The 12,054-nt window shown below is 57.2% G+C and carries 12 protein-coding genes; 5 read left to right on the plus strand and 7 right to left on the minus strand.

Annotated elements, in window-relative coordinates; genetic code table 11:
• Positions 1-38: 38 nt before the first annotated feature.
• Genes ACR0IM_RS02375 through ACR0IM_RS02390 form a run of 4 tightly spaced genes read left to right on the plus strand, consistent with a single transcriptional unit; the run spans position 39 to position 4,278 of the window.
• On the plus strand, positions 39-1,643 hold the full coding sequence (locus ACR0IM_RS02375) for a L,D-transpeptidase family protein (RefSeq protein WP_480680709.1): 1,605 nt from the start codon (positions 39-41) through the stop codon (positions 1,641-1,643).
• A 35-nt stretch (positions 1,644-1,678) separates the two neighbouring features.
• A complete protein-coding gene (gene lpxD, locus ACR0IM_RS02380) occupies positions 1,679-2,770 on the plus strand; it encodes a UDP-3-O-(3-hydroxymyristoyl)glucosamine N-acyltransferase (RefSeq protein WP_480680710.1) in 1,092 nt (363 codons plus the stop codon).
• Positions 2,771-2,802: 32 nt separating this feature from the next.
• Complete coding sequence (locus ACR0IM_RS02385; protein ID WP_170324939.1) at positions 2,803-3,060, plus strand: acyl carrier protein; 258 nt, start codon at positions 2,803-2,805, stop codon at positions 3,058-3,060.
• A gap of 9 nt (positions 3,061-3,069) precedes the next feature.
• Positions 3,070-4,278: a beta-ketoacyl-[acyl-carrier-protein] synthase family protein gene (locus ACR0IM_RS02390; RefSeq protein ID WP_480680712.1), complete on the plus strand. Its 1,209-nt coding sequence runs from the start codon at positions 3,070-3,072 to the stop codon at positions 4,276-4,278.
• Between the two features lie 69 nt (positions 4,279-4,347).
• Here ACR0IM_RS02390 and ACR0IM_RS02395 read toward each other — a convergent pair whose 3' ends face one another.
• The gene (locus ACR0IM_RS02395; RefSeq protein ID WP_480588878.1) at positions 4,348-4,953 is read right to left on the minus strand and encodes an invasion associated locus B family protein; all 606 of its coding nucleotides are present in this window, start codon (positions 4,951-4,953) and stop codon (positions 4,348-4,350) included.
• Positions 4,954-5,379: 426 nt separating this feature from the next.
• On the opposite strand from ACR0IM_RS02395, the gene ACR0IM_RS02400 reads away from it, so the two are divergent.
• Positions 5,380-6,921, plus strand: coding sequence for a helicase HerA-like domain-containing protein (locus ACR0IM_RS02400; protein ID WP_480680713.1), 1,542 nt, complete (start codon positions 5,380-5,382; stop codon positions 6,919-6,921).
• Positions 6,922-6,964: 43 nt separating this feature from the next.
• On the opposite strand, the gene ACR0IM_RS02405 is transcribed toward ACR0IM_RS02400, so the two are convergent.
• The 6 genes from ACR0IM_RS02405 to ACR0IM_RS02430 form a co-directional block, all read right to left on the minus strand.
• Positions 6,965-7,216: a hypothetical protein gene (locus ACR0IM_RS02405; protein ID WP_480588872.1), complete on the minus strand. Its 252-nt coding sequence runs from the start codon at positions 7,214-7,216 to the stop codon at positions 6,965-6,967.
• Positions 7,217-7,403: 187 nt separating this feature from the next.
• The gene (locus tag ACR0IM_RS02410; RefSeq protein ID WP_480680714.1) at positions 7,404-8,846 is read right to left on the minus strand and encodes a branched-chain amino acid ABC transporter permease; all 1,443 of its coding nucleotides are present in this window, start codon (positions 8,844-8,846) and stop codon (positions 7,404-7,406) included.
• Positions 8,843-9,853, minus strand: a complete 1,011-nt coding sequence (locus tag ACR0IM_RS02415) for a branched-chain amino acid ABC transporter permease (protein WP_480640374.1) — start codon at positions 9,851-9,853, stop codon at positions 8,843-8,845. The genes ACR0IM_RS02410 and ACR0IM_RS02415 overlap by 4 nt, the downstream gene beginning before the upstream one ends.
• Before the next feature lie 209 nt (positions 9,854-10,062).
• Positions 10,063-10,440 (minus strand): hypothetical protein, encoded by a 378-nt coding sequence (locus tag ACR0IM_RS02420; protein WP_480680715.1) that lies wholly within the window; start codon positions 10,438-10,440, stop codon positions 10,063-10,065.
• A gap of 300 nt (positions 10,441-10,740) precedes the next feature.
• Entirely contained in the window at positions 10,741-11,208 is a 468-nt protein-coding gene (locus tag ACR0IM_RS02425; RefSeq protein WP_480588860.1) for a hypothetical protein, read from the minus strand.
• 11 nt (positions 11,209-11,219) lie between these two features.
• Entirely contained in the window at positions 11,220-12,050 is an 831-nt protein-coding gene (locus ACR0IM_RS02430) for an ABC transporter ATP-binding protein (RefSeq protein WP_480589495.1), read from the minus strand.
• Positions 12,051-12,054: the final 4 nt, after the last annotated feature.

Consider the following 12,054-nt stretch of genomic DNA (forward strand, 5'->3'; position numbering starts at 1 on the left):
GCGAGCGGCGTAAAATTAAGAATAATCAAGGCCATCCCATGTTCTCAGGTTTTCGGACGCGTACTGGTTTCTTTTTAACGGCATGTTTTCTGGTTTCGGCATCTGTCTCAAGCGCAGGAACCCGGCCGGCAACGGCTTATCAGATGGCGGTCGCTGAATTTGCCCCGCCGGGGTCCGGAATTGCGGAATTCTACCGGGAAAACGGGTTTGCGCCGGTTTGGGTAGGGGAAACGCCCGCGCACATGGTGCGGCGAGCACAGTTGATCCGGGCGTTGTCAGGCACCGAAATGCACGGTTTGCCGCAAGGCTCCTACAGCGTTCAAGCGCTTTTGGATCAAATGCAGAGCGCACGCACGACGCGTGATCTCGGCGCTGTCGAGATCCGGTTAAGTCGTGCTTTTGTGGAATATGCCCGGAACCTCCAATCCGGCGCGTTGCGGCCATCTGAAATTGACGACGGTCTAGTTCGAAAAGTCGAACGCACCTCGGCCAAGGATCATCTTCAAGGGCTGATCGCTGCGGAAAACGGAAGCTATTTCGATCAGCTTGCTCCGCAATCAACGCAATACCGGGCGTTGATGAAGCAGAAACTGGTTCTGCAAACCCTTGTCAACCAAGGTGGCTGGGGGCCGACTGTTCCGGTGTCCAAGCTGGAATATGGTGATACGGGACCAGATGTAATCAAGCTGCGTAACCGATTGGTTTCCATGGGTTATCTGCGACCGACGGCCAACCCGGATTTTGATGATGCCTTGTTGGGTGCGATTCAGGCGTTTCAGACAGACCACGGCCTTGCAGCCGATGGGGTCGCCGGGCCGGGCACAATCACCGAACTCAACCGCAGTGCCTCGGATCGGCTCAAGGCCGTATATGTTGCGCTTGAGCGCGAGCGCTGGTTGCCGCGCGAACGGGGCGCACGGCACATTCTGGTCAATCAGACCGATTTTTCTGCCAAAATCATAGATGACGGTTTGATCACCTTCGAAACCCGCGCCGTGATCGGCAAGAACACGCATGACCGCCGCAGCCCCGAATTCTCGGACGAGATGGAGCATATGGTCATCAACCCCAGCTGGTATGTTCCGCGCTCGATCATCACCAAGGAATACCTGCCCAAGCTGAAGTCCAACCCGCACGCGGTTGGTCATATCCAGATCACCGATCGCCGCGGTCGTCAGGTCAATCGCGGTGCCGTGGATTTCACCCAGTTCAACGCGCGCAACTTTCCGTTTGCGATGCGTCAGGCGCCCGGTACCAGCAACGCCTTGGGGTTAGTGAAGTTCATGTTCCCCAACAAGTACAACATTTATCTACATGATACGCCTCAGAAAAGTCTGTTCGCGCGTGAGGTGCGGGCGTTTTCGCACGGCTGTATACGCCTGGCGCAACCGTTTGAGTTCGCCTATGCGCTGTTGGCCAAACAAGAAGAAAACCCAAAGGCGTTTTTCCACCGGGTCCTGAACACGGGCAAAGAAACAACGGTGCAACTGGATCAGCACGTTCCGGTCCATATCATCTACCGAACAGCCTTTATTGGACCCAAGGGCAAGGTTCAGTATCGTCGGGATGTCTATGAGCGGGATCAGAAAATCTGGGAGGCTCTACAGAAGGCAGGGGTAGCCCTGCCGGACGTTCAGGGGTAATCAGCGGGGCAGGTCCTTAAACCGGGAAGCCCGATATGCACTACACCATCCAGCAAATCGCCGACGCCCTTGCGGCAGAAAGCCAAGGCGACACCAGCCTGATTATCGAACGCGTCGCTGAGCCGGCGGATGCCGGATCGTTTGATCTGGCGATGGCGATGTCTCCGAAATATGCCGAGGCGCTGAGCGGTGGGTCTGCAAGGGCCGCCGTCTTGTGGGAAGGTGCCGATTGGCAGGCGTTGGGTCTGCAAGCGGCAATTTTCGTACCCCGGCCGCGTATGGCGATGGCGGGGGTAACCGCGATGCTGGATCGCGGGCAGGGGGTTGAGCCGGGGATTCACCCCTCGGCCGTGATCGACCCGGCGGCTGAAATCGGTGAAGGCGCTTCGATCGGGCCGCTGACCGTCATCGGCGCGCGTGTGCGGATCGGCAAGGGCGCGGTGATTGGCCCGCATTGCGTGATCGGGATGGATGCCGTTATGGGCGATCAAGCGATGCTGCGCGAGATGGTCAGCATCGGTGCGCGGGCGCAAATCGGTGACCGCTTCATTGCCCAACCCGGTGCGCGGATCGGTGGCGACGGGTTCAGTTTCGTCACTCCCGAAGTGTCCGGCGCCGAAAACGCGCGCAAGACGATGGGCGATCAGGGGGAAGCGCGGGCGCAAAGTTGGCTGCGTATACATTCTCTGGGCGCGGTTGAGATCGGCGACGATGTCGAGGTTGGTGCCAATTGCACGGTTGATAACGGTACGATCCGCAATACGCGCATCGGTAATGGCTCCAAACTGGATAACCTCGTGCATGTCGGTCACAATACCCGTGTTGGGCAGGATTGCCTGCTATGCGGTCAAACCGGCGTGTCCGGGTCGGTCGAGATCGGAAATAACGTGGTGCTGGGCGGCCAAACCGGAGTGGTCGACAACATCTTTATCGGCGACGGTGTGATCGCGGGGGGCGGCACCAAGATTCTGTCCAATGTTCCTGCGGGCCGCGTGATCATGGGCTATCCGGGCGTCAAGATGGAGACCCATACAGATATCTACAAGGCGCAGCGTCGTCTGCCCCGAATTGCACGTGACGTCGAGGCGTTGAAAAAGGCTGTTTTCAAACAGCCTCCGAGTGATTAAATCATCCTCAACGGGATAATCAGAGGACCGACATGAGCATCACCGACCGCGTCATCGCAATCATTGCTGAGCAGGCCGTGCTGGAGCCTTCGGACGTCACTCCCGAAAGCACGCTTGAGGATCTGGGAATCGACAGTTTGGGTCTGGTTGAAAGCATTTTTGCCATCGAGGAAGAATTCGACATCTCGGTGCCGTTCAACGCCAACGAACCCGAGGCCAGCGATTTCGATATCTCGAATGTCGCCGCCATCATTGCCGGTATCGAAAAGCTTGTGTCGGAAAAGGTCTGACCTGAGCCAATGAAACGCGTTGTTATTACCGGGGCCGGCACGATCAACTCGCTGGGCCATTCGGTCGCCGATACGCTGGAAGCCATGCGCGAAGGGCGTTGCGGTATCTCAGATCTTGAATTCCGCGATGTCGAGCGGCTCTCTATCAAAATTGGCGGTCAGGTCCGTGGGTTCGAGGCCGAAGGGCGCTTCAACCGCCAACAGATGAGCCTTTACGACCGGTTTACCCAGTTCACCCTGACGGCCGCGAAAGAAGCGATCGATCAATCCGGGATCGAGTTTCATGGTGATCTTGCCGCCCGGTCCGGTGTCGTTCTGGGCACCGCTGGCGGTGGCGTTTCGACCTGGGACGATAACTACCGTTCGGTTTACGAAGACGGCAAGAACCGGGTTCACCCATTCGTTGTGCCCAAGCTAATGAACAACGCTGCGGCCAGCCACGTGTCGATGGAGCACAACCTCAAAGGCCCGAGCTTTACCGTCTCGACTGCCTGCGCGTCGTCCAACCATGCGATGGCGCTGGCGTTCCAGATGGTACGTAGCGGGGCGGCGCCTACGATGATCACCGGCGGGTCGGAATCGATGCTGTGTTTTGGTGGCGTGAAGGCCTGGGAAGGGCTGCGCGTCATGTCCCGCGACGCCTGCCGCCCCTTCAGCGCCAACCGTAACGGTATGGTTCAGGGTGAAGGTGCTGGTATCTTCGTTTTCGAAGAATATGAACACGCGCGCGCCCGTGGCGCCGATATACTGTGCGAGGTTGTGGGATTTGCCATGACCTCGGACGCATCGGACATTGTGATGCCCAGCAAACAAGGCGCGGCACGGGCCATGGCGGGTGCCTTGGCGGATGCGCGTCTGAATGCGGATCAGGTCAGTTATATCAATGCGCACGGAACCGGCACGGCTGCGAATGACAAAACCGAATGCGCGGCTGTTGCGGATGTGTTCGGTCCGCACGCGGATGATCTGATGATCTCATCCACGAAGTCCATGCACGGACACCTGATCGGTGGAACCGGCGCTGTTGAACTGCTGGCCTGTATCATGGCACTGCGCGATGGTGTTATCGCTCCGACCATCGGCTACGAAGAACCCGACCCGGAATGTGCGCTGGACGTGGTGCCCAACGACGCCCGTGAATCAAAGGTCGAGGTGGCGCTAAGCAACGCGTTTGCCTTCGGCGGGCTAAACGCGGTGCTTGCGCTGAAACGGGTTTGAAGTTTCAACTAACGAATGCAAAAAAAACGCTGCCTGTTGGGACTGGCAGCGTTTTTGGGTTTCATGGGATCAGTTCTGGTTGACGTTCAACCCGTCGAAACCTGCTGTAAATCCTGTCAGAGACATTTCCATATTGATCACCTGGTCGGGAAACCGGGCCGGAACCAGAGAAAATACGGCTTTTGACCCAGACTTCATCGCATCGATCTCTGCTTGACTGAGGCCAAGCTGCGCTACGCATCCAACGCGGACGCAATGGTGATAGTTGTAAAGCTTTCGCGGTGCGCCGTCGATTGAAAGAGCAAGCTGCGCTTGCAGTAGTGTTTCCAGCGGAACGATTACATTGGCCCAGGCGACAGCAGCGCCACCGGCCGGTAGCTTGCCAATGCTAACCTCAGCCAGCGGTTCACCTTCTTGACCGTTCAGGATCTGGACCATTGCGCAGGGGTCTTCACCAGCTTCTGCTTTGATACAGGACACTTCCCAGTCGCCGGTCTTTTCCTTGACGAATTGTTCACCGGTTCTTGGGCCGGAAGTGCCAAGATCCAGTCCGCTATCCGCCTGAGCGGATGGGGTTTCCTGCGCCTGCGTATCCTGTGTTGCTTCCTGTGCGTATGCGGCTCCGCACCAAAGCGCAGCCACCAGAATGTTAACGGGTAGAAGTTTCTTGATCATGAATGCCTCGGCAGATTGATTGATCTTTTTTGTGGGTCTTACCACCGTTCGAACACGGTGTCAGGCACTAAGCTGCGCAAACGGCCGGATGTGATCAGTTTTCTGCCGTTTTTGGGTGTTCCCGACCAATGAAAAAGGGAGCCGGTGGAGCGGCTCCCTTCAAATATGTTCTCCCCGTCGGACTGGCCGACTTAGTTATGCGCAGACGTTACGAAAGGCGGGCGCAGCGGTCAACTGCAAACCTAAAAAATTAATGGCAGATCCAGCTTTCTGTTAAAAAAACCGCGCCCGAAGGCGCGGTCAGTCGACAGGGAGGAAGTTTGCCGCCTTGTTCCGTTCGCAACAAAGGCGGCGAATTGACTATCGCAGTCAAAGGTTAACTTTGTATGCTGGGGGCAGATCGGTGGAAATTAAGGCCTTACATACATGGAAAATAACATCTTTCTGGGTGGCGCGGGTGACGACTATAGCCAACCCCAATCCCTGACGTTGAAATATGCCAATCGGCACGGGTTGATTGCCGGTGCGACGGGGACCGGCAAAACCGTAACGCTTCAAATTTTGGCTGAAGGCTTTTCGGCCGCAGGCGTTCCTGTGTTTCTGTCAGATGTCAAAGGGGATTTGTCCGGTCTGGCCAAGGCGGGGAGCGACACCCATAAGCTGCATCAAGCGTTTCAGGACCGCGCAAAGCGCATCGGGTTTCAGAATTATGCCTATGCCGCGTGCCCGGTGACGTTCTGGGACCTGTTCGGGCGGCAAGGCCATCCGGTGCGCACAACCGTGACCGAGATGGGTCCGTTGCTGCTGTCGCGCCTCATGGACCTGAGCGAGGCGCAGGAGGGCATCCTGAACATCGCTTTCCGGGTGGCGGACGAAGAAGGAACGCCGCTGCTGGACCTTAAGGACTTGCAGGCCCTGCTGGTCTGGATCGGCGAGAATCGGGCGCAGTTATCCCTGCGTTATGGCAATGTCTCGACTGCTTCGATCGGGGCGATCCAGCGGCGCTTGCTGGTGCTGGAAAATCAGGGTGGGACCAATCTGTTTGGCGAACCCGCGCTGGAGCTGGCCGATCTGATGCGCACGGATGCGAACGGGCACGGGATGGTGAACATTCTGGCCTCGGACAAGCTGATGGGGGCTCCGCGTCTTTATGCGACCTTCCTGTTGTGGCTGCTTAGCGAGCTGTTCGAGGAACTGCCCGAGGTGGGCGACCCGGACAAACCCAAGCTGGTCTTCTTCTTTGATGAGGCACATCTGCTGTTCGAAGACGCGCCGAAGGTTTTGGTCGACAAGGTTGAACAGGTCGCGCGGCTGATCCGGTCCAAGGGGGTCGGGGTCTACTTCATTTCGCAAAACCCGGCGGACATCCCCGAGGACATTCTGGGGCAGCTCGGCAACCGGGTTCAGCACGCCCTGCGCGCGTTCACCGCCCGGGATCGCAAGAATCTTCGTCTGGCCGCCGAAACCTATCGCGAAAACCCTGCTTTCGACACCGAAGCCGCAATACGTGAGGTCGGCGTGGGTGAGGCGGTGACCTCGATGCTGCAGAAAAAGGGGGTGCCGGGGATTGTTGAACGCACACTGATCCGCCCGCCCGGTTCGCAACTTGGGCCCATCACCGAGGCCGAACGTCAGGCGGTTCTGGAAGCCTCTCCTATGCAGGCGAAATACGGCACGCTGAATGATCGCAGGTCAGCGTTTGAAATCCTTCAGGGCCGTGCGGATGAAGCGGCTCAGGCCGCCGCCAAAGCGGAGGAGCAGGAAGAGACGCAGACAGTGGCTGAACGTGAATTTGCGACGGCCCGTCGGTATTCCGGTGGTCGCGTCGGGCGGTCTTCTTCCCGGTTAACGCGGAAGAAGGATACCTTTGCCACCGCCATGAGCGAGGCCGTCATCAAAGAACTCAAAGGCACTACCGGCCGCCGCATAGTTCGCGGTATTCTGGGCGGGTTGTTTCGGGGCCGATAGGTGTGGCGCCGCGCGGCCTGTCTGCCGTCCGACGTTGATCCTGTTACTTAAGGCGGCGCTGGCCTTCTTGTCTGCAATAGGCGTCAGCCTCGGGCACCGACATTTTTGTGGCCGGGAAATCAATGGCGCGATCCCAGGTCACTCGGTCATGCCGGTACAATTGGCAGGTCACCACTCCCTTTGGCGTCTGGACCTTGACCGGTGTGGTCTCCAGATCTTCGGGTGACGGGATACATGCGGCCAGACTGGCAACCATCGGTAGCATGAGGATCTTGGGGATGAAGGAGTTTTTCATGTGTCGTCTTCTTACTCTCGAGAGGTGGCCAGTAGTTTCAGCCTTGATTGACTAATTAAGCGTGAAGGCGATCTGGCGCAGGTCCGGAACGCGCCCACCGGTAACTTGGTCTATTCAGGTTCGGTTCATGAATCAAGAAACCGCGCCGGTTATGCGGCGCGGTTTTCAAAATTCCCCCTGATACGATCTATTTCTCGGGGATCAGCCCCCTTGGGCTGAATCTGAGAACAATCAGCAAGATCAGGCCCATGGTCAGCAGGCGCATATGCGCGGCGCTTTCGATCAGATGCGCCTTGAGCGCACTGCCATCGGGCAACCCTGATGTGATCAGGCTCATCAGCCAAAAGCCGATGGGTTCGACCTGTACCCACAGGAACCAAATGACAAACGCCCCCAGCACCGCGCCGAAATTATTGCCCGACCCGCCAACGATCACCATCACCCAGACAAGGAAGGTGAATCGCAGCGGCTGATAGGCGCTGGGGGTCAGCTGACCGTCCAGAGTGGTCATCATCGCTCCGGCAATGCCGCAGATGGCCGAGCCCAGAACGAAAATCTGCAAATGGCGGCGGGTGACGTCCTTACCCATCGCCTCGGCCGCGACCTCATTGTCGCGGATCGCGCGCATCATGCGGCCCCATGGGCTGTTCAGTGCCTTTTGTGCCATCCACAACAGAACAAGCAGAACGATCAGGAACAGCAGCGAATAGCCCAGCTTGACCGACAGGGTCGAGGCCGTGACCGGGTCCAACCCCAGCCAATCGGCGCGTGCTACAAAGCCGGGATCGTTCTGCAGATCGACCTCATAGCCGACCACAGGGGCAGGGCGCGGAATGCCGTAGACATTCTTGACGCCACGCGCCAACCAGTCCTCGTTTTTCATGATAGCGATGATGATCTCGGCGATACCAAGCGTTGCAATCGCCAGATAATCAGACCGCAGACCCAGCGCCGTTTTACCGATCAGCCATGCGGCACCCGCAGCCAGCAGGCCACCTGCGGGCCATGCCAGCAACACAGGCAGATTCAGTCCGCCAAGGTTGCCCGCGACCGCCGGCTCAATCGCCTCAACAGCCGCGGTGTTGGGATCGAGAACGGCTCGGTACACAAAAAATCCCACGACCAGAATGGCGATGATCGACAGGGTTCGCACTCGGCCTTTCGGCATCTTCTGCGCCACCAGTACGGTGGCCACAACGGTTGCGGCCCCCAGCAGCATAGCCAGAACAATGCCGTACCCGCCCGCGGACCACGCTCCGGGTGTGGTCGGGGTCGAGACCAGCACAACCGCAAGCCCTCCCAGCGCAACAAAACCCATGACGCCGACGTTGAACAGCCCGGCAAAGCCCCATTGCAGGTTCACACCCAGCGCCATGATGGCCGAGATCAGCCCCATATTCAGGATCAGGATCGCCGCGTTCCAACCTTGTAAGAACCCGGTGCTCAAGACGAGGATCGCAACTGCGGCGAACAAAGACGAGTTCTTAAGGCTTTCATTTTGAGTGCGTAAGGCGTGCCAATAGACCCAACCACAAGCAACTTCGCCGACCCCGGCAATGAGGCCAACAGGGCCAAGTACCAAGCCTGCAAGCAGTGGAATTGCAATAGTTGCAATAACTCCGAAGATCATACCGCTTTCCCCTTAAACAGGCCCGTAGGTTTGAACAGAAGCACGATCAGCAGGATGACGAAGCTGACGGCGAATTTGTAATCGGTGGAAAGGAACTGCACCAATCCTGACGGCTCCAGGCTTTCGGGTGCCAGATAGGTCAGCACTTTCTTCCAGGCATAGGTGATCGTCACCTCGGAAAATGCGATGATAAACCCGCCCGCGATGGCACCCAGCGGACTGCCAAGACCGCCCACGATGGCCGAGGCAAAGATAGGTAGCAGCAGTTGGAAATAGACGAAAGGTTTGAAGCTTTTGTCCAGCCCGTAAAGCACCCCGGCGGTGGTCGCCAGTGCCGCGACAATAATCCAGGTGATCATCACCACGCGTTCGGGGTTGATGCCAGACAGCAGCGCCAAGTCCTCATTGTCGGAATAGGCGCGCATCGATTTGCCGGTGCGTGTCTTGTTGAGGAACCAGAACAACAGCGCCACTGCGACAACCGCCACGATGACGGTAATGCCCTGAGAGGTCTTGATCGCCAGCCCTTCACGCAACCCGGTCATCGCCTTGAAATCCCTCGCAGAGACTATGAACCGCGCCCCGTCCGAAAACCTCTGATCATCCGGCCCGATGATGAAACGCACAAGGCCGTTCATGATGAACATCACGCCCATCGACACGATGACCAGAATAACCGGCTTGGCCTTTTGCTCGCGATAGAACCGATAGACCAGCCGGTCGGTGATCAGCACAAGTACGATACACCCGAGAATGGCAAAGGGCAGGGCCAGCAGAGCGGTTGGCAGCGGCCCGAAACTGACCCCGGCGGCTTGCATGCCCCATGTGACAAGCACGGCAATCATCGCACCAAATGCCATCGTGTCGCCATGGGCAAAGTTTGAAAACCGCAAGATGCCGTAGATCAGAGTGACCCCCAACGCCCCCAGTGCCAGCTGGCTGCCATACGCGATCGCCGGCACCAACACAAAATTCGCAAGCGCGACTAACGCGTTCAGTATGTCCATCTCACCTTCTCATTCCGTCGGGTGCGGCCTTATGGCATATCAGTGAGGAAAGACACAATAATTCAGCTGTGTTGAGTTGCCGAATTCCAAAGATAAAACGGCAAAAGTGCAACCTTTTGCGCCTCGGAATGGGATGCACCGGATCACTGGAAATCTACCCGGCGCAAAGAAAGTTGAAACCTGCAATTTGAAAGCCAGTGAACGCGATCTCAGGTTGCGATCTTGCAGGTCCCGCGGTCGTTTCGTTGCTGGCCACCAGACGCCCGAACCTCAAGGTGGCCGGTGTCAGATTTCACTGTGTATCCGACGCTTCCACCGGCCAAAACGTGAAGAAATTCCAGCGCTCCAAGACTTGGGTACACGAGAACTTCGTGCTCTTGACCTTCAGCGATTAGCAGCCCTTTGGATTGCCCTTCGATTTTCTTCAACGTCACTTGGCTGGCTGAACCCAATGGTGCGCAACCGCTGGACTTGCAGCTTTCGGTGATCTGGCACTCGTATACAACTTCACCTTCGACCGGGTTTTGCGATACGGCCTGCGCGGTCGCAGGCAGAGCAAGAACGGCGAGCGCTGCCAGATATTTCATAGTATGTCTCCTGAATGGGGTCTGTGCCCGAATGGGTTGAGAATCAATTGATTGATTCCCGTTGTTCGCACGCTGTGAGTACGTGCGGATCGTGGCGAAAATTTAGCCGTCGAGAGAGGTTTCAGGAGGTCGAATAAGGGCTTTTAGGGCATTGTAATTGAACAATTTAAGTTATTCAGATTTTGACGCTCACCAAACGCAATCACAGTTTGGCCTCAATCCTGAAGAACGGTCGACGTTAGATGATTGCGGGAACAAGCACGAAGTTGGAGAGCGTTACAAGGGCGTTGGGGAAGTTCATTATTTGATGACCATACAATTGCCAAAGTGGGTTGTTGTAAGGAAAGTTCTGACATTCTGAGTTGTCAGCGATGCTGGCCCGCCATTAAGCGAGACAACAAACGATGATCGCCACTCAGAGACTTCGCCGGAAGCTCCAATACCCCAGAAATGGTCCTTATTCCCTCCACCTTCGAGATCGTAAAGACTTCCGTCCAAGAAAAGCAACGCGGTTGAGGCAACAATTTCGCTTGATGAAACCTCGTTAAGCCGTTGGTCTAGTGCGGTCGCGTAGACTACAAACTCACCTTCAATGCTTACCGCTTCGCAGAAATCGTCTAGGCATTTGGTTGGCATTTCGCAATGGAGTTCGATTGCGCCCGCTTTCAACAGTTTTGGGCGCAGTTTCTCGGAGTAGAAGTCTTTCAGCCCGCCTTCCGCACTCGAAACGCACGGAGACAATACAAGTGATATCAGGAAAATAGCCACTTTTCGCATCCTCACCCCCCCAAGAAACTCTTCCGAACCTCTGGATCAGCCAACAGTTCCTTGCCCGTGCCGGAATACGCATTCCGCCCCTGAACCAGCACATAACCCTTGTCCGCGATCTCCAGCGCTTGGCGGGCGTTTTGTTCGACCATCAGGATCGGCAGCCCGGTGCGCGAAACTTCGATGATCCGGTCGAACAGCTCATCCATCACGATGGGCGAGACACCGGCGGTCGGTTCATCCAGCATCAGCACCTTGGGCTGAGTCATCAGGGCGCGGCCGACGGCGACCTGTTGGCGTTGACCGCCAGACAGCTCTCCGGCTGGCTGATTGCGCTTGTCACGCAGTATGGGGAAGAGGTCATAGACCTGCTCCATCGTCCCGGAAAAATCATCGCGGCGGATGAAGGCCCCCATTTCGAGGTTTTCCTCGACCGTCATGGACGTAAAGATGTTTGAGGTCTGCGGCACGAAACCCATGCCCTTGATCACGCGATCTTGTGGCGAGAGTTTGGTGATATCCTCTCCATCCAGCCGCACGGAACCGGCGCGGACGTCCAGCATTCCGAACACGGCCTTCATTGCGGTGGATTTACCGGCGCCGTTGGGGCCGACGATGACCGCGATCTCGCCCTTGTCCACGGCGATGGTGCAGTCGTGCAGGATGTCAGGCCCTTTGCCATAGCCGCCGGTCATAGTGTCGCCGATCAGAAAAGGGCCGCCTTCGACCTTGTGTGTTGCACCACTTGTTCGATGGGCAGGCGTCATGGTGCCGACACCACGGGTATTGGTGATTGAGGCGTCTTTGTTGCCTTTGTCATCCTGATAGGGATTGTCGCTCATGCCA

It is taken from the genome of Ruegeria sp. BF6, assembly GCF_056538665.1.